This window comes from Pseudomonas sp. TH31 (assembly GCF_016650815.1).
Lineage (GTDB): Bacteria > Pseudomonadota > Gammaproteobacteria > Pseudomonadales > Pseudomonadaceae > Aquipseudomonas.
The window spans coordinates 275,908-297,102 of record NZ_JAEKEZ010000029.1 but is presented as its reverse complement, the minus strand read 5'-3'; the positions used below and the strand labels follow the sequence as shown (position 1 = coordinate 297,102).

Sequence of the window (21,195 nt, the reverse complement as noted above, 5' to 3'; positions counted from 1 at the left end):
CTCGGGGCAAGCGATAAAGGCGGTTATTATAGCGGCGCCCCTCTGGCTCAGGAGTTTCAACAAACATGACCGTACAAAAACCGGAAATCGTCATCACCTATTGCACCCAATGCCAGTGGCTGCTGCGCGCCGCCTGGCTGGCCCAGGAGCTGCTCAGCACCTTCGGCGATGACTTGGGCAAAGTGTCCCTGGTGCCGGGCACTGGCGGGGTGTTTCATATTTTTTGTAACGAAGTGCAGATCTGGGAGCGCAAGGCTGACGGTGGTTTCCCGGAAGCCAAGGTGCTCAAGCAGCGGGTCCGGGATCAGATCGACCCGGATCGCGACCTCGGGCACAACGATCGCACTCAGTGAGAGGCGGCTTCGGCGGCCACGGCTTTTGCTGGCGCTGCCTGACAGTCGGCTGGACACCACGATCGCTACGATGATCAATGCACCGCCGATCAACATGCGCAGAGTCGGGTTTTCATCGAACAGCAGCCAGGCCATGGTGATGCCGTAGACCGGTTCCAACGCAAACACCACCGCTGCGGTCCGCGCCTTGATCACCGCCAGGCTGGCGACGAACAGGCTGTGGGCCACGCCGGTGCAAAACACCCCGAGCAGGCCGATCCACAACCAGTCGAGGGCACGCACCTCGCTCAATTGCGGCGCCGCCACCGGCAGCAGGCACAGCGCGACCACCACGTTCTGGCACAGCGCGGCCTGCACCGCAGGGATACGCCCGGAGCTGGCGCGATTGGTCAGCGACAGCAGGGCGAACAGCAAGCCGGAACCCACCGCCCAAAGCAGGCCGATAGTGGCGCCGCTGGCGAGGTCGAATTCCGGCGTGACCAGCACCAGACCGACGCTGACCAGCACCACCAAGAGGATTTCATTGACGCGAATTCGCTCGCGGAAAATCAGCCCTTCGAGGATCACGGTAAATGCCGGGAAACTGGCAAAGCCCAAAGTAGCAATCGCCACACCGGCGATTTTTACCGCAATGAAAAAACTGACCCAGTGTCCGGCCAGCAGCAAGCCGCTGAGCAGCAGGCGACGCCAGTCCACGGCTTCGAGCTTTTGCCAGCGGGTGCTACTGGCGAACCGCGCAAAAAACGCCAGCGCCAGCACCGCGAATGCAGCACGACCGAAAACGATGACGGCGGGGAGGCGGCCGCGAGTTTGCCGAACACACCGGTCAGGCCAAACATCAATGCGCCGATATGCAGGGCGCCGAGGGCGGTACGGGGAGTCATTGCAGTCCTTGATAAACGTAGTAGGAGCTGCCGCAGGCTGCGATCTTTTGATCTTGATTTATGGCGGTGCTGGAATCGCTAAAGATCAAAAGATCGCAGCCTTCGGCAGCTCCTACATTGAACCGTGTTAACGCCAGCTATGTCTGTCGGCAAACTATCGTCTTTTGTCGCCAGCCTCGCGCCGCAATTTTCCCGGTGAAGCGCCAAACTCACGCAATACCGCCGCCGCAAACGCACTTTGAGAGCTGTAACCGACCCTGCAGGCAATCTCGCCGATTGGCAATGGTGAATCTCGCAACAAGCGCACCGCAATGTGCAGCCGTCGACTGCGAATGTAGTCCATCGGCGTCTGTCCGCATTCCGCCACGAATCGCGCATGCAAGCGGGCGCTCGATAATCCGGCGACGCGCGCCAGGTCGGCCACTTGCAGTGGATAGGCCGCGTACTGGTCGATGTGCGCATTCAACGCCGCGTAAGGCAGGCGCCGTCCACCGATGACATCGGGGTTGACGTTGTTGAGACTGGCCAACAACAGCACCGCGCCTTGCTGGGCGATCAGCGGATCGTTCACCGGGCTGCCCGCCAGCCAACTGACCAATTGGCTTTGCCCGGCATCCAGCGGCAGGCGCCCGGCGTTGTCGAGCAAGCGGCGGCTGGCGTCGGCGTGCTCTCCCAGCGACTGGGCAATCCATTGATCGCCGGGTACATCCAGCACCAGGCAGCGGCTGCCGTTGGGGCTGCCGCAGGCGTGATGCATGCCGGCCGGGACCACCACGAAACTCTGCTGCACCACCTGGCTGCCATGCCCGTCGACCTCGAAATCCAGCGCACCCGACAGCCCGAACACCAGTTGCGCGTGGGCATGGCTGTGGATAATCAGGTCTTCGGTGTATTGGCGCAGCGTGAGGATCGGTCTCATCGCAGGTCTCCGGGCAAGATGCGGCCAGTCTACACCGGCTGCACGCTGTCACAGGATTGACTCGTCACTGTCATGGGCAATTAACCCGACCGGCGCAAACTTGTAAAAACATCGCAGAGGGTTGTCCATGACCAGCGCCGAGCTCGCCAAACCCAGCCGTAAACAACGTGTGCGCACCTTATGGATTTCCGATGTGCATTTGGGCACAAGGGATTGCCAGGCCGAGCACCTGTCACAGTTTCTCAAGGGCTACCACGCCGACAGGATTTACCTGGTGGGCGACATCATCGACGGCTGGAAACTGCGCGGCGGCATGTATTGGCCCCAGGCCCACACCAACGTGATTCGCCGTCTGCTGACCATGAGCAAGCGCGGCACTGAAGTGATCTACGTCACCGGCAACCACGACGAATTCCTGCGCCGATACTCGAAACTGATCCTGGGCAACATCCAGTTAGTGGACGAAGCGGTGCATGTGACCGCCGATGGCCGTCACTTGCTGGTGATCCACGGCGACCAGTTCGACGTGATCACTCGCTACCACCGCTGGCTGGCCTTTCTCGGCGACTCGGCCTATGAATTCACCCTGACTCTTAACCGCTGGCTCAATCACTGGCGTGCCCGTTATGGCTACGGCTATTGGTCGCTATCGGCGTACCTCAAGCACAAGGTGAAAACCGCGGTCAGCTTCATCAGCGATTTCGAAGAAGCCATCGCCCACGAATGCGTCAAACGCGAGTTGCATGGCGTAGTGTGCGGGCACATTCACCATGCCGAGATCCGCAAGGTCGGCGGGGTGGACTACCTCAATTGCGGGGATTGGGTGGAATCGTGCACGGCGTTGATCGAGCATTGGGACGGCTCGATCGAGTTGTATCGGCTGGCGGATGCCCAGGCGCGGGAGGCGGAGTTGAAAGCGGTGAAGGTAAGCATATAAAAATCAAAAGATCGCAGCCTTCGGCAGCTCCTACGCACCTGTGGGCGCTGCCGAAGGCTGCGATCTTTTGATCTTAAACGGGTAAATGCTCCTCCATCGCCGCCTTGTAGATCGAGTTCTTCGGCTGCGCAAACAACCGCTCCATCATCGGTTCGAAGAAGCTCAGCGGTAAATTCTCGTACCCCGGATCAAACGCCGCCGCATCGTATTTGGCGCAGAACTCGATGGTCGCCTGGTACTGCGGATGCCCGCTGAATTGCTCGCGCAGATGCCGATCCATGCCCAGGTGATGGAAGAAGTAGTACCCCTGGAAAATCCCGTGTTTCTCCACCATCCACAAATTTGCGGCGCTGACGAACGGCCTGAGAATTGCCGCCGCAATGTCCGGGTGATTGTAGGAACCCAGGGTGTCGCCGATGTCATGGAGCAGGGCGCAGATCACATATTCTTCGTCGCGGCCATCACGAAAGGCGCGGGTGGCGGTTTGCAGGGAATGGGTCAGGCGATCCACCGGGAAGCCGCCAAAGTCACCCTCCAGCAGTTTCAGGTGCGCCACAATCCGTGTCGGCAATCGTCGGGCATAGGCACTGAAGTCTGCGGCGATGATTGCCCAGTCTTCCTGCGTGCCGTCCTTCATGTGGGTAAAACGGGCGTTGGCGTTCATCGGCGATCTTCTTGTTTTTGACGAAGTGATGTATCGAGTGTAGGACTTGGATCCACTGGCGCACTGGCTTTGCAGGATGCATTGCTGGCCCGTGAAGCCTAAAACGGCACGCGGCCGAGGATCATGTCGCGGTACATGACGAAATCGCCGAGCAGGCTGTAAAGCGGATGCTGGAAGGTTGCAGGACGATTCTTCTCGAAGAAAAAATGCCCAACCCAGGCGAAGCTGTAACCGGCCAGCGGCAGGGCGATCAGCAGCAGCCATGCACCTTTGCCAATGGTCAGCGCCAAAATGAAAATAACCAGCGAGGTGCCGACAAAGTGCAATCGTCGGCAAGTACTGTTGCTGTGTTCGCTGAGGTAATACGGGTAGAACTCAGCGAAGCTGTTGAAGCGCTTGATGTTTTCCACGACTGCGATCTCTGTGGTTATTGTTCTGACGGCAAGTTGTTCTGCGGGTAGCTTATTTGAGTCTAGAGTGATCAATGGCATCAGCCAGTGACAATAGGCGCCACTTTAGTATCCTTCGGAAATTGGCCGCGTCAGACGGCTCATAAAGTAAGTAAACGCCATGAGCGAACGAACGACTTCTGCAAGCTGGGCGATGGGGATTGTCAAAGCACTGGAGATGGACGGCCTGGATTGCCGGGTTCTGTTCAAGCAACTGGGGCTTGATTACGCATCGCTGGATGATCCGGATGCGCGCTTCCCGCAAGACTCCATGACGCGGCTGTGGCAGCGGGCGGTCGAGCTGTCCGGCAACCCGGCGATCGGCCTGAACATGGGCAAAGTGGTGCGACCGGCGTCCTTTCATGTGGCGGGTTACGCGTTGATGTCCAGCCAGACCCTGGCCGAGGGCTTTCAACGCCTGGTGCGTTATCAACGGATCATTGCCGAAAGCGCCGACCTGAGTTTCCGCTTGCTCGACGAGGGATACGCATTGATTCTGACGGTCCATGGCGACCACCTGCCGCCGACCCGGCAAAGCGCCGAAGCGTCACTGGCCTGCGCGCTGGGCCTGTGCGGTTGGCTGACCGGGCGCACCCTGCAACCGCGCAAGGTGTTGGTGCAGGGAGATGAGCCCGCCGACCTCGAACCCTATAAACAAGCCTTCCACGCGCCGTTGGTGTTCAACGCACCTTACGATGCGCTGATCTTCGAGCGCGCCGACATGGAGGCGCCGCTGCCCACCGCCAACGAGGCCATGGCGTTGTTGCATGACCGGTTTGCCGGCGAATACCTGGCGCGATTTTCCGAAAGCCGCGTGACCCACAAGGCCCGGCAGGTGCTCTGCCGTTTGCTGCCCCAGGGTGAACCCAAACGCGATACGGTGGCGCAGACCCTGCATCTGTCGCAGCGCACCTTGCAGCGGCGGTTGCAGGAAGAAGGCACGAGTTTTCAGACATTGCTGGACGACACTCGACGCGAACTGGCCGAGCAATACCTGGCGCAGCCGAGCATGACCCTGCTGGAAATTGCCTACCTGTTGGGGTTTGCCGACCCGAGCAACTTCTTTCGCGCCTTCCGCCGCTGGTTCGATGCCACCCCAGGCGAGTATCGGGCGCGGTTGCTGGACGCGTCCAACCAGGTCAGTGACGCCAAAACGCCGGAATGCACAGAACAAACACTGTAATGATCTCCAGCCGGCCCAGTAGCATGCCTAACGACAGGATCCACTTGGCGGCATCCGGCAGGGTCGCGAAGTTGCCCGCCGGGCCAATGGTCTCGCCCAGCCCCGGGCCGACGCCGGACACGGTGCTCGCCGCGCCGGTCAGCGCAGTCATCCAGTCCAGGCCTAACAGCGAAAGCATCAGGGCGATGACGCAGATGGTGATGGCGAAGAAGAACGAAAAGGTCAGGATCGACCTTACGATCTCCTCGTCGAGCCGGTGACCGTTGTACTTTTGCTTGATCACCGCGCGCGGGTGAATCAATTGATTCAGGTTGGCCTTGAGCAGGATGTAGGCAACCTGGAAGCGAAATATCTTGATCCCGCCTGCCGTCGAGCCTGAACACCCGCCGACAAAGCCCAGATAAAAGAACAGCATCAGCGAGAAATTGCCCCAGATGCTGTAGTCCCCCAGCGCAAAACCCGTGGTGGTGACCACCGAAGTCACGTTCACGGCCACGTGGCGCAATGCGTCGAGCCAATGCAGGTCGGTGGTCCACCAGTACCAGGTGCCGAGCACCAGCCAGGTCACCAGCAACATGCCGAGCAAGCCTTGAACCTGTTGATCCTTGATCAGGGCTTTACGGTTGCCGCGCAGCATCGCCACGTACAGGGTGAACGGCAGGGCGCCGAGAATCATGACCACCACCGCCACCCAGTGCACCGCCGGTTGTTTCCAATGGGCCAGGGACTCGTCGGAGGTGGAGAAACCGCCGGTGGAAATCGCCGACATGGCGTGGTTGATCGCATCGAACAGGCTCATCCCGGCCCACCAGAACGCCAGGCTACCGACCATGGTGATGCCGACGTAGGCCGCCACGATCAAGCGCGCCACCATGTGTGAACGGGGCATGACCTTTTCGGAACGGTCCGAGGACTCGGTCTGGAACAGCCGCATGCCGCCGATTCGCAGCAAGGGCAGAATCGCTACCGCCATGCCGATGAAACCGATACCGCCGAGCCAGTGCAGCATCGAGCGCCATATCAGGATGCCGGGAGACATGGTGTCCAGGCCGCTGAGCACCGTGGAGCCGGTGGCGGTGATGCCGGACATGCTTTCGAAGAACGAGTCGGTGTAACTGATGTGCTGGGTCAGCAGGAATGGCAGCGCGGCGAAAATGCACACCACCAGCCAACTGCTGACGGTCAGCAGGTACATGTCCCGCGGACGCAGGTGCACGTGTTCAGGGCGACCGGGGATGACCAGTGCCAGGCCGGCGACGAAGGTGATCATGCTGGCCCAAAGGAACGAAGGCATGTCGCTGGTGCGGTCGAAAATCACCAGGGTGGCCATGGGCACGACCATGGCGATGGCCAGGGTTATCAGGAAGATGCCGATGATGAAACCAATGATCCGTAAGGTCGGCAACGCCATGAAGTCCGCTCGGGCTGAAAGGGGGAGGGGCGTCATTCTACCTGCGAGGTCTGCCATGTAAACCGGCAGCCCGGAGCGCTTCTGGCTAGAATAGCCAAACATTTTTACAGGAGGTGGCCGATGCAGGCTCTCGACGCTTTGCTCAACCGTGTTTCCGTTCCACGACTGCTGGACCCAGCGCCGACTGCCGAGCAACGGGAAGTGCTGTTCTCAGCCGCCATGCGCGCGCCGGACCACGGCCATTTGCAGCCCTGGCGCTTCCTGACAGTCGAAGGTGCGGCTCGCGAGCAAATGGGCGAGTTGCTCGCCGAAGCGGCGAAGCTGCAGGACAGCGATGTGGCTGAAGCGGCGCTGGACAAGGCCCGCAACGGTCCGCTGCGGGCGCCGCTGGTGGTCGTGGTGATTGCGCGAGTGCAGGATCACGTCAAGTACCCGAAGTCCGAGCAACTGCTGGCGGCGGGTTGTGCGGCACATGGAATCTTGCTGGCGGCTTATGCGCAAGGCATTGGCGCGGTATGGCGCACGGGTGAACTGGCGTATTCCGCGCATGTCGCCAAAGGCCTGGGACTGGCGGAAGGTGAAGAAGTGATTGCGTTCCTCTACCTCGGCACGCCGCAGAAAGAACCGCGGGTGGCCGAGAAGGTTGATCTGGCTGAATTCGTCAGTGGATGGTCTGGCAAGGCTTAAAGGTCAAGAGATCGCAGCCTCGTTTTACTCGACAGCTCCTACAGGTGCTCACATAACCTTGTAGGAGCTGCCGAGTGAAACGAGGCTGCGATCTTTTGCATCCCCCTGCATTTACGGCTGAACCACCGCCCCCGGCACCAACGGCAATTCCAGGCTGGCAATAAACCCGCCTTCCGGGTGATTGGCCAGCACCAGGCTGCCGCCGTGGCGCTCGGCTGCACGGCGCGCGATCGCCAGCCCCAGGCCATGGCCGGCGGCGGTCTGCCCCGGCGCTCGGTAGAACGGTTCGCCCAACAGGTTCAAGTGCGCTGCTTCGACCCCCGGCCCATGGTCACGCACGCTGACCACCATCCGCTCGCCCTGGCGCGAGGCCTGCATTTCAATCGGTTGACCCACCGGGTTAAAGCGCTGGGCATTGCGCAGCAGATTGTCCACGGCGCGCTCGATCATGGTTGGCCAGCCTTTGAGGTTCAGTTGCGACTCGGCATCCAGGCGCACGGTCTGTTCCGGGAAGCCCAGTTGCGCATCCTTTTGCAGGGTAAGAAGCAAGACGTTGAGATCCACATCCTCGGCGCTGGCGTTATCCGCATCGACCCGAGCCAACACCAGGATTTCGCTGATCAAGGCTTCCAGCCGGTCGCATTCGCGGGTCAGGCGTGGCCAGAGTTTTTCCCGCTCTTCAGGGTTGGCGCGTTCAGCCAGGGCCAAGGCAATACGCAATCGGGCCAGGGGCGAACGCAGTTCGTGGGACACGTCGCGCAGCAGTTGCCGCTGGCTGCCGATCAGGCTTTGCAGACGCGCACCCATGCGGTTGAAATCGTTGGCCAGCACACCGAACTCATCGCGTCGGTTGGCCAGTTTGACCAGGCTATTCTGCTGATAGGTGGTTTGCCCCAGATCATGCACCGCACCGCGCAAACGGCTAAGCGGGCGGGTGATCGAGAGCGTCACCAACAGGCTGAACAAGGTCAGCACCACCAGCGCAATACCCAGCGCACTCAACGGCCAGAGCAGGCTTTCGCGGTGCCATGAGTCCAGTTCCGGGTGCGGGATGCGGTAGATCAGCAGGTAGGTGTTGCCGGTTTTTTCACTGGTGTACTCCGCCGTCAGGCGGCGCCACGGCAGGCGGCGATCATCATCGTTCTGCCGAGCTTCAAACGCTGCGGCCCGACGTGGGAAAGTGCCGCGCACCACCGGGTCGCCGCTCTCGTTGAGCACCTGAACGTCGATGTGATATTGGCGTTTGCGCTGTTCCAGGATGGCTTGTGCCGCGTCTTCGCCTTGGGCTTCGTAAGTTTGCGTCCACTCTTCGGCCAGCGTGTTGAGGCCCGGATGGCGGCTGAGAATCCAAGCGTCCTGGTTGAGCATGTGCCCCAGCAAAAGGGAGAGCCCTGCAACCAGAGCGATGGCCAGCCAGAAGCTGGCCAGAATACGCCAGAACAATGAGCGCACAGTAAATCCTCAACTAACGCAAATCAAGTGGAGCGGGCTTGCTCGCGAAGGCGGTGTATCAGTCGACAAATGCTTTGCCTGATACACCGCCTTCGCGAGCAAGCCCGCTCCCACATTTAAACTGAGTAACATCAGACCCAACAGTGTTGAGCTGTTGGGTCTGGAGTTAACGCATTATTGCGCTTTTTGTGGCTGTTGCGCTTTCCAGGCCTTGAATTCGGCCCACTCGGCGCGGCGTTCAGCCTGTTTTTTCTGGATCTCGTCGAATTTCTTCTGTTGATCCGGTTTCAGAATGGCGCGCACATCGGCTTCGGCTTTCTGATGTTTGGCAGTCATTTCATCTTTCATGGCTTTCTGGTCAGCCGGGGAGAGTTTCTCCAGGTATTTTTCGACCAGTTGCTTACGATCGTGCATTTGCTCGCCAATGATTTTGCGGATCTGCTCACGCTGTTCGCGACTCAGGTCCAGTTGGCTGTACGGGCCTTTGCCGTGCATGCCGTGCATCTGACCGCCGTGGTGCGAGCCGTCCATCGGCCCACCCATCGGGCCGGTACCTTCAGGCATGGCCATGGCAACGGTCGGCAGAGCGGCAGCGAACATCAGAGCGATAAGAGTCTTGCGCATGGTGAATCTCCTTGTCTCGTTCCCGGTACGTTCCGGATGAGTTCAGATTACGGAGATCAAGGTCAGCGGCGGTCAGCGGAGCGTAAAGCTTGGGTAAAGACGGTTTTCAGCGAACCTGACAAATCTGCCACATCCGCCGACCATCACACGATGCCGACCGACTTTACGCGGTCCCCGTAGGAGCTGCCGAAGGCTGCGATCTTTTGATCTTTGGCGATTTCAGCATCGCCGAAGATCAAGATCAAAAGATCGCAGCCTTCGGCAGCTCCTACGGGGATTTTTTTGCGTTCAGCAGATTCCGCAAGGGGATCGCGTTGCAATCAGAGGCTGTAGTAATAACCGCGGCTACGCAGGGCAATGATGCGCGGGCGACCGTCGGGGTGCGGGCCGATCTTTTTGCGCAGGTTGCTGACGTGCATGTCCAGGCTGCGGTCGTACAGGGTCAGCTTGCGCCCGAGAGCGATCTGCGCCAGTTCCTGTTTATCCAGGGGTTCACCAGGTTGCTTGATCAGGGCTTCGAGCAGGCGACTTTCGGAGACGGTGAGGGTGAATTCCTGTTCATCGATGCTGACCACGCCGCGCTGCGGGCTGAAGCACAAGTCGCCCAGTTCGAGCTGGCTGGACACTGCGGCCGGATGACTGCGGCGTAATACCGCGCGCAGCCGGGCTGTCAGTTCCCGTGGGTCGCAGGGCTTGGCCAGGTAGTCGTCGGCACCCAGTTCCAGGCCGAGGATACGGTCCAGCGGTTCGCCGCGGGCCGAGAGCATCAGCACCGGCAAGTCCGGGTGGTCGCTGCGCAATTGCTTGAGCAGTTCCAGGCCGCTGCCATCGGGCAGCATCACGTCCAGCACCACGGCCGCCGGGGAGGATTCAGCCAGCGCACGGCGGGCACTCTGGCCATCGTGACAGGCACGGACCACAAAACCTTCCTGACTCAACCAACTGCTCAGGAGCTCACACAGCTCCTGGTCATCATCAATTAATAACAGCTCGCTCATGACTCACTCAATTTAGCCATTGTCGACGTTTTCGACTTGCCCCACTGGCAAAGATACCGCAGAGCAGAGCCAATAGCGCTACCCCGGCCCCGGTGACGAACCATTGTTGCTGGTCGGTCAGCAGACGCGGCAGCGGACTGCTGGCCTGGGCTTCCTTGAGTTGCAGCTTCAGGCGCTGGTTCTCTTGGCGCAACCGGCTCAACTGGGCGCTTTCACGCTCGCTATCGGCATTTTGCAGTTGTTTGCTCAGTTCTTCTCGTCGCTGCTCGCTTGCTTTCAAACGCTGCTGCAATTCGCTGATCTGGCTACCGGCGCTCAAGGACAACGGCGTGGAGTTGCCACCATTGGCAGCCTCTTCAGCATGCACGGGTCCTACGATCGACAACGTCACCAACATCAGACACAACGGACCCTTGCGCATCACGACTCCTGATTCCAATCGAGTTATTGGGCAAGTTGTCGGCAGGCAAACGAGAATAATGAGCGATTGAGAGCGCGATGAACCGATAAGGTTCATCGCGGGGGAAGAGAGGGTGTCCTGTCTCACGGATACGTTCCTCTTTTGACGACAACAGGCGTCGTCAAAAGAGGAACAGTATCTGTGAGACAGGGCACTAGGGCAGGACTTGCTTGAACGGCTTCACGGAAACGTTGGCGTAGACGCCTGCGACGATGTACGGGTCAGCGTCGGCCCAGGCCTGTGCAGCGCTCAGGGAGTCGAATTCGGCGACGATCAGGCTGCCGGTGAAACCCGCCGCGCCCGGATCATTGCTGTCGACGGCAGGGTTGGGGCCGGCCAGCACGATGCGGCCTTCGCCTTTTAGCACTTGCAGGCGCTCAAGGTGCGCCGGGCGTGCAGCGAGGCGGGCTTCCAGGGAGTTGGCGACGTCTGTAGCAACGATGGCGTAAAGCATGTCAGTCCTCGGTTTTTGGCGTTGTGGTATCGGCGTCATGCAGGTGGCGGGACAGGTAAATGCCCTGCGCGACCAGGAACAGCAGCGTCATGCCCAGGCTGCCGAAGACCTTGAAGTCGACCCAGTAGTTCTGGAAGGTGAAGGCGACGAACAGGTTGGCGGCACCGCAGAACAGGAAAAAGCCGATCCAGGCGATGTTCAAACGGGTCCAGACTTGATCCGGCAGGGTCAGCGCGTGGCCCATGATGCGTTTGATCAGCAATTGGCCACCGATGAAGTGGCTGCCAATGAACGCCAGGGCGAACAGCCAGTTCACCACCGGGGCTTTCCATTTCAGGAAGGTTTCGCTGTGGAACGCCAGGGTCAGGCTACCGAAGACCAGGCAGGCGATGAGGGTCAGCCACTGGCTCTTCTCCAGCTTGCGCTGCTTGATGAAGAGCGTGCCGTAAACCACCAGGGAACTGATGATCAGCATCGCGGTGGCACTGTAAATACCGCCTACAGTGACCTCGTGACCGGCGATCTCGACGACCCGTGGATCGATTTTGAAGACGATGAAAAACAGCAGAAGCGGGATGAAGTCGATGAATTGTTTCACAGTGGCAGCCAGAAGCAGGATGTGTCGGCATAATAACAAACATATTGGCGCGCGATAGCGCCAGCTGATTTGAGGTTACAAAGCCCTGTGAATGTTGATTTGCACTGCCATAGCACGGCCTCCGATGGCGCCCTGGCGCCTGCGGTACTGGTTGCGCGTGCGTTCGAGAAAGGCGTGCGAGTCCTGGCCTTGACCGATCACGACACCCTTGAGGGCCTCGATGAGGCCCGCAGCGCCGCTACGGCGTTGGGGATGCAACTGGTCAACGGCGTCGAATTGTCCTGCACCTGGGGCGGCGCGACCATTCACGTGCTGGGCTACGGTTTCGACGTCAATGCCGCACCGTTGGTCGAGGCGATCGCCCGATTGCACGATGGCCGTTGGCTACGGTCCGAAGAAATAAGTCGCAAACTGGCGTTGAAAGGCATGCCCGGTGCGATGGAAGGCGCCCGAGCAATGCAACAGGCGCTGGGTGACAGCGGCAACGCGCCGGCCCGTCCGCACTTTGCCGACTGGATGGTGCGTGAAGGTTTCGTCAAGGATCGCGCCGAAGCGTTCCGCAAATGGCTGGGCGCCGGCAAGCTGGGCGATGTCAAGCAACACTGGCCGACCCTGGAAGACACCGTCGCGACCCTGCGCGCGGCGGGTGCCTGGGTCAGCCTGGCGCACCCTTGGCATTACGATTTCACTCGCAGCAAGCGTCGCCGCCTGATTTCTGACTATATTCAAGCAGGGGGCCACGCTATCGAAGTGGTCAATGGTCATCAGCCCGCAGAACAGGTGGGCAGCCTGGCCATTCTCGCTCGCGAGTTCGGTCTGCTGGTCAGCGCCGGCAGTGATTTTCATGGCCCTGGAGGCTGGTCGGAAATCGGTGAATACCGCCCGGTTCCGGAGGATCTGCCACCGCTTTGGTGTCGATTCAAACATGACCCAATTATTGCCGCCGTCTGAACAGGTAGAAAATGTGAGTCAATTTTTCCAGATTCATCCGGAAAACCCGCAAGCGCGCCTGATCAAACAGGCGGTCGAGATCATCCGCAAAGGCGGGGTGGTGATTTATCCCACGGACTCGTCCTATGCCATTGGTTGCCAGATCGGCGACAAGAATGCCGTGGAGCGCGTACGCCGCTTGCGTCAGCTGGACGACAAGCACAACTTCGCGCTGATTTGCAGCGACCTGTCGCAACTGGGGCTGTTCGCCAAGATCGACACCGGCACCTTCCGTATCCTCAAGGCCCATTTACCTGGGCCTTATACGTTTATCCTCAACGCCACTCGCGAAGTGCCGCGCCTGTTGCTGCACGCCAAGAAGCGCACCATTGGCCTGCGGGTGCCGAGCCATCCGATTGCCCTGGCGCTGCTGGAAGAGCTGGGCGAGCCGCTGATGAGCGTGACGCTGATCATGCCCGGCGACACCGATCCGTTGAGTGACCCTCACGAAATGCGCCAATTGCTGGAGCACCAGGTCGACCTGATCATCGACGGCGGTTTCGGCGGGATCAAGGCGTCCACGGTAATCAACCTTGCCGACGGCGAGCCGCAGGTGATCCGCGTCGGTTGCGGCGACCCTGCGCCGTTCATGGCCGAGGCCTAGATGTCTGCAGTAGAACCCGTTGACAGTCAGGCCGGAGCCCAGCAAGAGCTGCCCTTCGCCATGGTCTATGGCCAGGCGGTCATGGAAATGCCGCTGGACCTGTACATCCCGCCGGATGCCCTCGAGGTGTTCCTTGAAGCTTTCGAAGGCCCGCTTGACCTGCTGCTGTACCTGATCCGCAAACAGAACATCAACATCCTGGACATCCCTGTGGCGGAAATCACCCGTCAATACATGGGGTATGTCGAGTTGATGCAGTCGGTGCGCCTGGAACTCGCCGCCGAGTACCTGGTGATGGCCGCGATGCTGGCCGAGATCAAGTCGCGGATGCTGCTGCCGCGCGCCGAATCCATCGAAGCCGAGGAAGACGATCCCCGGGCCGAACTGATCCGTCGCTTGCAGGAATACGAGCGCTTCAAGGCAGCAGCCGAAGGCATCGACGGCTTGAGCCGGGTTGGTCGCGATGTGGTGGTGCCCAAGCTGGATGCCCCGCAAGCCCGGGCACGCAAGCTGGTGCCGGACGTGAGCCTGGAAGAGTTGCTGATGTCCATGGCCGAGGTCCTGCGCCGTGGCGACATGTTCGAAAGCCATCAGGTCAGTCGCGAGGCATTGTCCACTCGCGAGCGCATGAGCGATGTGCTGGAACGGCTCAAGGGCGGCGGTTTCGTGCCGTTTGTCGAGCTGTTCACCGCTGAAGAGGGACGGCTGGGCGTGGTCGTGACCTTTATGGCCATCCTCGAACTGGTCAAGGAATCTTTGGTCGAGCTGGTACAGAATGAGCCGTACGCGCCGATCCACGTGCGGGCCCGAGCCGAATAACGAGTTGAATCATGAACCTGACTGAACCCCGCGAGCTGGCGCCACTGCTTGAAGCCTTTCTGTTGGCCTCGGGAAAACCGCAATCGCTTGAACGCCTGTTCGAACTCTTCGAGGAAGGCGAACGGCCAGAGCCGCCGGTCTTCAAGAAAGCCCTGACGATACTCGCCAAGTCCTGCGACGGCCGTGCTTTTGAGCTCAAGGAAGTCGCTTCCGGCTATCGCTTGCAGATCCGCGAGAAGTTCTCGCCATGGGTCGGCCGCTTGTGGGAAGAACGCCCGCAACGCTATTCCCGCGCCATGCTCGAAACCATCGCGTTGATCGCCTATCGCCAGCCGATCACCCGGGGCGAGATCGAAGACGTGCGCGGTGTGGCGGTCAACAGCCACATCGTCAAGACCTTGTTGGAGCGTGAGTGGATTCGCATCGTCGGTTACCGCGACGTACCCGGAAAACCGGCGATGTTCGCCACCACCAAGGCGTTTCTTGATCACTTTAACCTGAAAAACCTCGACGATTTGCCACCGTTGGCTGAGCTGCGGGAGATGGAACCGGACCCGGTGCTCGACTTCGACGACGCGCCGGTCCCGGCCGGATTGCAGGAACTGGCCGACGCCAGTGCCGAGCCGGAAGAGCCCAAGGAAGAAACCAGTTTCCATACGCTGTTGCTGGAACTGGACACCATGGAGGAGGGGATCAAGACCGACTTTGACGATTTGTTGCGTGATGGTGCGGTGATTGAAACCGAAGAGGTTTTGGAGCCGCCAGCGCCGGAAATCGACGTTGAACTTCAGTCTGAGCCCGAAGCCACAATCGAAGAAGAGCAGGAAGAAGAGCAGGAAGAAGAGCTGGAAGATGACGTGCTGGGCGTTGCCGAAGCCCGCGAAAAACTCCTCGCTGCTGTCGCCGCACTCGAAAAGCCAAAACCCGAACTCAGCGACGAAGAAGCCGAAGCCCGGGCCCTGGCCGAAGCGATTGAAGCCGAACGCCGCGAATTCGACGACTGAGGGAACGCCAAAAGATCGCAGCCTTCGGCAGCTCCTACAGGTCCGTGCTCGACGCCGAAGCAGGGATGTCAATAGGGGCTGCGTAGGAGCTGCCGAAGGCTGCGATCTTTTGATCTTGATATTCAAAAGGCATCCGATGAGCTCAACCAAAGACCCCTGCATCAGCGTCTGCAAATTCACTGACGACATCTGCCTTGGCTGCGGCCGCAGCAAGCGCGAGATCAGGGCCTGGAAGAAGCTCGACAAGACCGACAAGCGCACCGTACTCGCCGAAGCGGCGCTGCGTTTGATCAAACTCGGTGCCACCGGTCGGCGGAAAGGCAAGTAAGTCGCCATTGATCAGCTAGTCTCTGATGCGCGAACGCTCGCATGAGCGTATGATTCGCGACCCTCCGGCGATCCCTTCGCCCGAGACCCTGCTTTCAACTCTTCAGGCCCCTCACTTCAGAGCTGCCTGAACAGACCACACCGGGAGGTGCCCAGATGAGTATCAACGACCAGAAAGACGACCAGGAAATCGGCCCAGCAGGCGAAAAGCTGCAGAAAGTCCTCGCCCGTATCGGCGTCGGCTCGCGCCGTGACGTAGAAGCCTGGATCAGCCACGGCCGCATCAAGGTCAATGGCAAAGACGCCACCCTCGGGCAGCGCGTCGACATGCACGACGCCATCACCATTGATGGCAAGGTGATCAAGCGCGAAGAAGCCGCCGAGTCGGTACGCCGCGTGATCATGTACAACAAGCCCGACGGCGAAATCTGCACCCGCCTTGACCCGGAAGGCCGTCCGACGGTTTTTGACAAGATGCCGCGCCCCAAAGAAGGTCGCTGGATCAACATCGGTCGTCTCGACATCAACACCACCGGTCTGCTGATGTTCACCACTGACGGTGAATTGGCCAACCGCCTGATGCACCCTTCCTACGAAATGGACCGTGAATACGCGGTACGTGTCCGTGGCGAAGTCGACGACGAGATGATCGAGCGTCTGAAGGCCGGCGTCGTCCTCGAGGACGGCCCGGCCAAGTTCACCGACATCAAGCAAGCGCCGGGCGGCGAAGGTTTCAACCACTGGTATCACTGCGTGGTGATGGAAGGTCGCAACCGCGAAGTTCGTCGTCTGTGGGAATCCCAGGGCCTGGTGGTCAGCCGTCTGAAGCGCGTGCGTTTCGGTCCGGTGTTCCTTAACTCCGACCTGCCGATGGGGCGCTGGCGCGAAATGAGCCAGTTCGAAGTCGACATTCTGAGTGCTGAAGTCGGTTTGACACCTGTGGCGATGCCGCAGATGAACGCCAAGAGCAAAGACAAGCTCGACCGTATGCAGCGTAAATCTTCGCGTCCGATGGGCAAGACCGAGCGCGTGCGTTCGTTGCGTCCAGCCATCGGTAACCAGACCGCTGCTACGCCGCGTGACTCCCGTGAGCCGCAAATCGAAGGCGAGCGTCCAGCCCGCAAACCAGCAGCGCCACGCGCTGATGGCGAGCGCGGCCCACGCACGCCGCGTCCGGCCAACGGTCGCACCGAACGTGGCGAAGGCCGTGGTGCTCCGTCCGGTGGTCGTAGCGATCGTGGTGCTCCAGCCGGTCGTGGCGAATCTCGTGGTGAGTCGGGTCGCGGTACCCCAGTGGCCGACCGTCCGGCTGACACCAAGCGTCCGGCCAAGGCGCCAGCGAAGAAACGCCCAGGTATCGTTCTGGTCAACAAGGACGCGCCATCGGGCAAGCGTCGCGGCGCACCAGCCGGTTCGGGCCAGCGCCCGGGCTTCGGTCGTCGCAAGCCGGAATGAAGCAGCGGTAAGTTTTTAGCTGCAAGCTGCAAGTAAAAAACGCCAACCTTAGGGTTGGCGTTTTTTTTGTGTCTGGCTTTAGTGATGTAGCGTTTGTAAGTCAGTCATCGCGAGCAAGCTCGCTCCCACAGGTGACCGAGCTCTTTCAGGGAAACGCGATCAATTGTGGGAGCGAGCCTGCTCGCGATGAGGTCGGTCGCCTCACCGTCATCTAAAGGCCTAAAAAACAAACCGCCCATCAAACACCGGCTCATCATCCAGCGCCAACACGCCACTGGAGAAGATCAGGTCCAGGTGATGGCTGCCCTTGGCCCCGCCGCCCAACCCCAGGTGCAAGCCGCAATGACGCTCCTCGAACCCGGCGTTGCGCGCATAGAGCTCCTTCACGCCTTCGTTGGTGCCAATGCCCAGCTCCTCGATCCGCCGATTCGACGGATTGGCATCCAGGTATTTGTTGAAGTCGTGCTCAAGCCCCGGCACATCCGTGGCGATTTTGCTGATGGTCGAGTTCTCGATCCACAACTCCAGTGGCGACTCCAGTACCCCGTACTTGCGGGCGAAGGGGATCGTACTGAGGAATGTCCCCATGAACTTCACCTGGCCATTAATCGCCTCGCTGTGGGTCGCGATTTCGCCGGGCGCCAGGTCAAAGTTGCCGATGCCGTTGATGTCGGTCCACTTCTTGATACTGTTCAACGGTGTTTCAAACCACGAGCCGTGGTCATCCTTGAAACTTAGTGTTGTGGCGTGGGACATGCGCTGAATCAGATGGCTATTGAGCCCGGCAATTCGCTGCGGGGTGACACTGAAAGTGTCGTAGAAGTAATCACCGTAATCCTTGAACAACAGCGACTTCTTCCAGTTTTGCGCCATGATCCCTTGCAGCGCACGGACAAACTCCGGGCCGTCGGGGCGTGGGTTGGGCAGGGTGGAAGAGTCGTAGAAGAAAATGTACAGGTCGCTGTCGGCAATCGCCAGGGCCAGCAAATCCGTGGGTTCCAGGTCCAGGCGCATGGCGCTGAAGCTGAATTGTTGGCTGTTGCCGGCCTGTTCGGCGATGGCGCAGGTGTGTGCCTCGTAATCAGCGGTGTGGCCGAGCAAGACCTTCGCCGGGTTGATGCCGACAAGGGCCGGGTGGTGTTCGAGGTAGTAAAGGAAATGCGAAATGGCGCGTTGCTTATCCATGTAGTCCTCCCTGACAAACCGAGAAAATGTGGCAGGCACGACCGGCCGGATCGTACCTGCCGGGATATCTTACAGAGGCCACATCGCCGTGCCGAACGGCACAATCGCGTCGGCTTGCATCATTTCAATGGCGGCTTCATGGGTCGGTGCTTCAAACCAATCGTCCAGTTGCAGTTCAGTTTCCAAGTCTTTTTCAAGTGCTTGCATTGTGAATCTCCTAGATGACTTCGAGTAAGAACAGCGGCGTGCTTTTCAATCAGTGAATAACCCGCCAACTTGCCGGTCGATGCGGCTCGGCAAGTCGCTGAAAACCTAGTTCATCGATTTTTAAAATGCAAAAAAATAATTAAATAAGATTTATTTGAACTTTTTATTCTGTTTTTAAAGGGCAAATTCTTATTTAAAAACAAAAAACTAACTCGACCTTTTCCTTAGGAAGCTTCCTACCGTCAATTTGCAGTCATCCTACAGTGATATCTGATTTGGAAAGTTTACGTTACGGCATGTAAAGGAATGTTGACTAAATATGTCGCCAAACCCATTGAAATGCTCCCTGCACAGCGGCTGTAAGGAAAACCTTCCGTCAACTCGTCCATCTACGCTGCTGCAAGGCTCTGGCGCGCTTGTTTCAGCGGCGTTTGAAGGGTGTGATGCGCCCCATGCCTGTCGTGCAGGTGCATAACAAGAAGGAGGCGCAATGAACGCCGTGACTCATCTCCATCTCCCCCCGTGGGCGAATTTTTTGATCGCCGGCGTCGATGACCTGCAAAGGTCTGACTTCCTTTTTGCAGCCGCCTTCGACCTTCGAAGCGGACACAGGCAATCCCGGCAACCGACGCGCTGATCCAGCAGAGTCTGGCAGCAGGGGGTTAGCGGTGTACAATGCGCCGCGTTTTAACTGTGACCTCCTGCGCACCTGCGCAAACTTCAAGGCTACCCGTCTTGTTCACTCCGCCGCGCCACAAGCGTGTCGGGTTCGATTTCGTCACAGATAAAAACAAACAGGTGACGCATGACCGTTGTAAATACGCTGAACTCCTGGTGCTTGCGCTGGGGTTTGATCGGCGCTGCTTGAAATTGCAACTGAGCAGCAACGTCTACTGAACATCATCAAACCTTGCGTGAGACCCTTTTCATGAGTGGACAAAACTCGCATTCAGGTACGCTTCAACGCGGCCTGAAAAATCGCCACATTCAACTGATCGCCCTCGGTGGCGCGATCGGTACCGGGCTGTTCCTCGGCTCGGCCGGGGTGCTGAAATCCGCCGGCCCGTCGATGATCCTCGGCTATGCCATCTGCGGTTTCATTGCCTTCATGATCATGCGCCAGTTGGGCGAAATGATCGTCGAAGAGCCGGTGGCCGGCTCCTTCAGCCACTTCGCCCACAAATACTGGGGCGGTTTCGCCGGTTTCCTGTCGGGCTGGAACTGCTGGATTCTGTACATTCTGGTAGGCATGTCGGAGCTGACCGCGGTCGGTAAGTACATCCACTACTGGGCGCCGGACATCCCGACCTGGGTCTCTGCTGCCGGTTTCTTCGTGCTGATCAACCTGATCAACCTGGCCAACGTCAAAGTGTTTGGCGAGGCCGAGTTCTGGTTCGCGATCATCAAGGTCGTGGCGATTGTCGGCATGATTGCCCTGGGCAGCTATTTGCTGGTCAGCGGTAACGGCGGCCCGCAAGCGTCGGTGAGCAACCTGTGGTCCCACGGCGGCTTCTTCCCGAACGGTGTCAGTGGTCTGGTGATGGCCATGGCGATCATCATGTTCTCCTTCGGCGGCCTGGAAATGCTCGGTTTCACCGCCGCCGAAGCCGACAAGCCGAAAACCGTGATCCCGAAAGCGATCAACCAGGTGATTTACCGGATCCTGATTTTCTACATCGGCGCCCTGGTCATTCTGCTGTCGCTGACGCCATGGGACAGCCTGTTGGCCACCCTGAATGCGTCCGGCGATTCCTACAGCGGTAGCCCGTTCGTGCAGGTGTTCTCGATGCTGGGCAGCAACACCGCTGCGCACATCCTCAACTTTGTGGTCCTGACGGCGGCATTGTCGGTGTACAACAGCGGCACCTACTGCAACAGCCGCATGCTGCTGGGCATGGCCGAGCAGGGCGATGCGCCGAAGGCGCTGGCGAAGATCGACAAGCGCGGCGTGCCGGTGCGTTCGATCCTGGCGTCGGCAGCGGTGACATTGATCGCCGTATTGCTGAACTACCTGATCCCGCAAAACGCGCTGGAACTGTTGATGTCGCTGGTGGTGGCTACCCTGGTGATCAACTGGGCGATGATCAGCTTCTCGCATTTCAAGTTCCGCCAGCACATGAACAAGACCCACCAGACGCCGCTGTTCAAGGCCCTGTGGTACCCGTACGGGAACTACATCTGCCTGGCGTTCGTGGCGTTCATCCTGTGTGTGATGCTGCTGATCCCGGGGATCCAGATCTCGGTGTATGCGATCCCGGTGTGGGTGGCGTTCATGTGGATTTGCTACGGCATCAAGAACAAGCGTCGTGCCCAGCACGCGCTGCAGACTGCCGTGAAATAACGCAGCCTGCTGAAACAACCAACCCGGCCATGTGCCGGGTTTGTTGTTTTGTCGTTTTGTTTTTCGTAGGAGCTGCCGAAGGCTGCGATCTTTTGATCTTTTGGGGAGTAAGTCCGCCGAAGATCAAAAGATCGCAGCCTTCGGCAGCTCTACAGGAGTCCGCACATCATTCGCGGTATCCTGTGCCTTC

24 protein-coding genes and 1 pseudogene are annotated in these 21,195 nt (G+C 59.4%); 11 read left to right on the top strand and 14 right to left on the bottom strand.

Annotation, left to right across the window (positions count from 1 at the left end; genetic code table 11):
* The first annotated feature begins 65 nt into the window (after positions 1-65).
* Positions 66-353 (top strand): SelT/SelW/SelH family protein, encoded by a 288-nt coding sequence (locus tag JFV26_RS20745; RefSeq protein ID WP_201195112.1) that lies wholly within the window; start codon positions 66-68, stop codon positions 351-353.
* Here the strand turns inward: JFV26_RS20745 and JFV26_RS20740 are convergent.
* A pseudogene (locus JFV26_RS20740) lies at positions 347-1,237 on the bottom strand (DMT family transporter). The gene JFV26_RS20745 and the pseudogene JFV26_RS20740 sit on opposite strands and share 7 nt — an antisense overlap.
* Before the next feature lie 154 nt (positions 1,238-1,391).
* Complete coding sequence (locus tag JFV26_RS20735; RefSeq protein ID WP_201195110.1) at positions 1,392-2,156, bottom strand: helix-turn-helix transcriptional regulator; 765 nt, start codon at positions 2,154-2,156, stop codon at positions 1,392-1,394.
* 127 nt (positions 2,157-2,283) lie between these two features.
* On the opposite strand from JFV26_RS20735, the gene JFV26_RS20730 reads away from it, so the two are divergent.
* The gene (locus tag JFV26_RS20730) at positions 2,284-3,093 is read left to right on the top strand and encodes a UDP-2,3-diacylglucosamine diphosphatase (RefSeq protein WP_201195108.1); all 810 of its coding nucleotides are present in this window, start codon (positions 2,284-2,286) and stop codon (positions 3,091-3,093) included.
* Positions 3,094-3,166: 73 nt separating this feature from the next.
* On the opposite strand, the gene JFV26_RS20725 is transcribed toward JFV26_RS20730, so the two are convergent.
* A complete protein-coding gene (locus JFV26_RS20725) occupies positions 3,167-3,757 on the bottom strand; it encodes an HD domain-containing protein (protein WP_201195106.1) in 591 nt (196 codons plus the stop codon).
* 98 nt (positions 3,758-3,855) lie between these two features.
* Positions 3,856-4,167, bottom strand: a complete 312-nt coding sequence (locus tag JFV26_RS20720) for an Mpo1-like protein (RefSeq protein WP_201195105.1) — start codon at positions 4,165-4,167, stop codon at positions 3,856-3,858.
* Between the two features lie 160 nt (positions 4,168-4,327).
* Between JFV26_RS20720 and JFV26_RS20715 the strand changes: the two genes are divergently transcribed.
* Positions 4,328-5,389 (top strand): AraC family transcriptional regulator, encoded by a 1,062-nt coding sequence (locus tag JFV26_RS20715; protein ID WP_201195104.1) that lies wholly within the window; start codon positions 4,328-4,330, stop codon positions 5,387-5,389.
* On the opposite strand, the gene JFV26_RS20710 is transcribed toward JFV26_RS20715, so the two are convergent.
* On the bottom strand, positions 5,346-6,800 hold the full coding sequence (locus tag JFV26_RS20710; RefSeq protein ID WP_201195103.1) for a TrkH family potassium uptake protein: 1,455 nt from the start codon (positions 6,798-6,800) through the stop codon (positions 5,346-5,348). The genes JFV26_RS20715 and JFV26_RS20710 overlap by 44 nt on opposite strands.
* Before the next feature lie 120 nt (positions 6,801-6,920).
* On the opposite strand from JFV26_RS20710, the gene JFV26_RS20705 reads away from it, so the two are divergent.
* A complete protein-coding gene (locus tag JFV26_RS20705) occupies positions 6,921-7,487 on the top strand; it encodes an NAD(P)H nitroreductase (RefSeq protein ID WP_201195102.1) in 567 nt (188 codons plus the stop codon).
* Between the two features lie 111 nt (positions 7,488-7,598).
* Here JFV26_RS20705 and JFV26_RS20700 read toward each other — a convergent pair whose 3' ends face one another.
* The 7 genes from JFV26_RS20700 to JFV26_RS20670 form a co-directional block, all read right to left on the bottom strand.
* Positions 7,599-8,939, bottom strand: a complete 1,341-nt coding sequence (locus tag JFV26_RS20700) for an ATP-binding protein (protein ID WP_201195100.1) — start codon at positions 8,937-8,939, stop codon at positions 7,599-7,601.
* A 174-nt stretch (positions 8,940-9,113) separates the two neighbouring features.
* Positions 9,114-9,563: a Spy/CpxP family protein refolding chaperone gene (locus JFV26_RS20695; protein ID WP_201195099.1), complete on the bottom strand. Its 450-nt coding sequence runs from the start codon at positions 9,561-9,563 to the stop codon at positions 9,114-9,116.
* A gap of 143 nt (positions 9,564-9,706) precedes the next feature.
* Positions 9,707-9,883, bottom strand: a complete 177-nt coding sequence (locus tag JFV26_RS20690) for a hypothetical protein (RefSeq protein ID WP_201195097.1) — start codon at positions 9,881-9,883, stop codon at positions 9,707-9,709.
* Positions 9,884-10,561, bottom strand: coding sequence for a response regulator transcription factor (locus tag JFV26_RS20685; RefSeq protein WP_201195095.1), 678 nt, complete (start codon positions 10,559-10,561; stop codon positions 9,884-9,886).
* Positions 10,562-10,568: 7 nt separating this feature from the next.
* Entirely contained in the window at positions 10,569-10,982 is a 414-nt protein-coding gene (locus JFV26_RS20680) for a translation initiation factor 2 (protein WP_201195092.1), read from the bottom strand.
* A 193-nt stretch (positions 10,983-11,175) separates the two neighbouring features.
* Positions 11,176-11,475, bottom strand: coding sequence for a YciI family protein (locus tag JFV26_RS20675; RefSeq protein WP_201195090.1), 300 nt, complete (start codon positions 11,473-11,475; stop codon positions 11,176-11,178).
* A 1-nt stretch (position 11,476) separates the two neighbouring features.
* Positions 11,477-12,073 (bottom strand): septation protein A, encoded by a 597-nt coding sequence (locus JFV26_RS20670; protein ID WP_201195088.1) that lies wholly within the window; start codon positions 12,071-12,073, stop codon positions 11,477-11,479.
* 87 nt (positions 12,074-12,160) lie between these two features.
* Between JFV26_RS20670 and JFV26_RS20665 the strand changes: the two genes are divergently transcribed.
* The 6 genes from JFV26_RS20665 (at position 12,161) to rluB (ending at position 17,272) form a co-directional block, all read left to right on the top strand.
* Complete coding sequence (locus JFV26_RS20665) at positions 12,161-13,024, top strand: PHP domain-containing protein (protein ID WP_201195086.1); 864 nt, start codon at positions 12,161-12,163, stop codon at positions 13,022-13,024.
* 13 nt (positions 13,025-13,037) lie between these two features.
* The gene (locus tag JFV26_RS20660) at positions 13,038-13,667 is read left to right on the top strand and encodes an L-threonylcarbamoyladenylate synthase (RefSeq protein WP_201195084.1); all 630 of its coding nucleotides are present in this window, start codon (positions 13,038-13,040) and stop codon (positions 13,665-13,667) included.
* A 60-nt stretch (positions 13,668-13,727) separates the two neighbouring features.
* On the top strand, positions 13,728-14,486 hold the full coding sequence (locus JFV26_RS20655) for a segregation and condensation protein A (RefSeq protein WP_201195866.1): 759 nt from the start codon (positions 13,728-13,730) through the stop codon (positions 14,484-14,486).
* 11 nt (positions 14,487-14,497) lie between these two features.
* Positions 14,498-15,490 carry an SMC-Scp complex subunit ScpB gene (gene scpB, locus JFV26_RS20650; RefSeq protein ID WP_201195081.1) on the top strand — a complete coding sequence of 331 codons (993 nt, stop codon included), beginning with the start codon at positions 14,498-14,500 and terminating at the stop codon, positions 15,488-15,490.
* A 136-nt stretch (positions 15,491-15,626) separates the two neighbouring features.
* Positions 15,627-15,818: a DUF1289 domain-containing protein gene (locus JFV26_RS20645; protein ID WP_201195079.1), complete on the top strand. Its 192-nt coding sequence runs from the start codon at positions 15,627-15,629 to the stop codon at positions 15,816-15,818.
* Positions 15,819-15,973: 155 nt separating this feature from the next.
* Positions 15,974-17,272, top strand: a complete 1,299-nt coding sequence (gene rluB / locus JFV26_RS20640) for a 23S rRNA pseudouridine(2605) synthase RluB (protein WP_201195077.1) — start codon at positions 15,974-15,976, stop codon at positions 17,270-17,272.
* Positions 17,273-17,491: 219 nt separating this feature from the next.
* Here the strand turns inward: rluB and JFV26_RS20635 are convergent, their stop codons facing one another.
* Both JFV26_RS20635 and JFV26_RS20630 read right to left on the bottom strand, forming a co-directional pair.
* On the bottom strand, positions 17,492-18,457 hold the full coding sequence (locus JFV26_RS20635) for a leucyl aminopeptidase (protein ID WP_201195075.1): 966 nt from the start codon (positions 18,455-18,457) through the stop codon (positions 17,492-17,494).
* A 69-nt stretch (positions 18,458-18,526) separates the two neighbouring features.
* The gene (locus JFV26_RS20630) at positions 18,527-18,664 is read right to left on the bottom strand and encodes a hypothetical protein (protein ID WP_201195073.1); all 138 of its coding nucleotides are present in this window, start codon (positions 18,662-18,664) and stop codon (positions 18,527-18,529) included.
* A 928-nt stretch (positions 18,665-19,592) separates the two neighbouring features.
* On the opposite strand from JFV26_RS20630, the gene JFV26_RS20625 reads away from it, so the two are divergent.
* Positions 19,593-21,005 carry an amino acid permease gene (locus JFV26_RS20625; RefSeq protein ID WP_201195071.1) on the top strand — a complete coding sequence of 471 codons (1,413 nt, stop codon included), beginning with the start codon at positions 19,593-19,595 and terminating at the stop codon, positions 21,003-21,005.
* Positions 21,006-21,195: the final 190 nt, after the last annotated feature.

Coding starts and splice junctions, on each gene's coding strand:
- JFV26_RS20745 (WP_201195112.1), top strand. CDS start 66: ATGACCGTACAAAAACCGGAAATCGTCATCACCTATTGCACCCAATGC.
- JFV26_RS20735 (WP_201195110.1), bottom strand. CDS start 2,156: ATGAGACCGATCCTCACGCTGCGCCAATACACCGAAGACCTGATTATC.
- JFV26_RS20730 (WP_201195108.1), top strand. CDS start 2,284: ATGACCAGCGCCGAGCTCGCCAAACCCAGCCGTAAACAACGTGTGCGC.
- JFV26_RS20725 (WP_201195106.1), bottom strand. CDS start 3,757: ATGAACGCCAACGCCCGTTTTACCCACATGAAGGACGGCACGCAGGAA.
- JFV26_RS20715 (WP_201195104.1), top strand. CDS start 4,328: ATGAGCGAACGAACGACTTCTGCAAGCTGGGCGATGGGGATTGTCAAA.
- JFV26_RS20710 (WP_201195103.1), bottom strand. CDS start 6,800: ATGGCGTTGCCGACCTTACGGATCATTGGTTTCATCATCGGCATCTTC.
- JFV26_RS20705 (WP_201195102.1), top strand. CDS start 6,921: ATGCAGGCTCTCGACGCTTTGCTCAACCGTGTTTCCGTTCCACGACTG.
- JFV26_RS20695 (WP_201195099.1), bottom strand. CDS start 9,563: ATGCGCAAGACTCTTATCGCTCTGATGTTCGCTGCCGCTCTGCCGACC.
- JFV26_RS20685 (WP_201195095.1), bottom strand. CDS start 10,561: ATGAGCGAGCTGTTATTAATTGATGATGACCAGGAGCTGTGTGAGCTC.
- JFV26_RS20680 (WP_201195092.1), bottom strand. CDS start 10,982: ATGCGCAAGGGTCCGTTGTGTCTGATGTTGGTGACGTTGTCGATCGTA.
- JFV26_RS20675 (WP_201195090.1), bottom strand. CDS start 11,475: ATGCTTTACGCCATCGTTGCTACAGACGTCGCCAACTCCCTGGAAGCC.
- JFV26_RS20655 (WP_201195866.1), top strand. CDS start 13,728: ATGGTCTATGGCCAGGCGGTCATGGAAATGCCGCTGGACCTGTACATC.
- scpB (WP_201195081.1), top strand. CDS start 14,498: ATGAACCTGACTGAACCCCGCGAGCTGGCGCCACTGCTTGAAGCCTTT.
- JFV26_RS20645 (WP_201195079.1), top strand. CDS start 15,627: ATGAGCTCAACCAAAGACCCCTGCATCAGCGTCTGCAAATTCACTGAC.
- rluB (WP_201195077.1), top strand. CDS start 15,974: ATGAGTATCAACGACCAGAAAGACGACCAGGAAATCGGCCCAGCAGGC.
- JFV26_RS20635 (WP_201195075.1), bottom strand. CDS start 18,457: ATGGATAAGCAACGCGCCATTTCGCATTTCCTTTACTACCTCGAACAC.
- JFV26_RS20630 (WP_201195073.1), bottom strand. CDS start 18,664: ATGCAAGCACTTGAAAAAGACTTGGAAACTGAACTGCAACTGGACGAT.
- JFV26_RS20625 (WP_201195071.1), top strand. CDS start 19,593: ATGAGTGGACAAAACTCGCATTCAGGTACGCTTCAACGCGGCCTGAAA.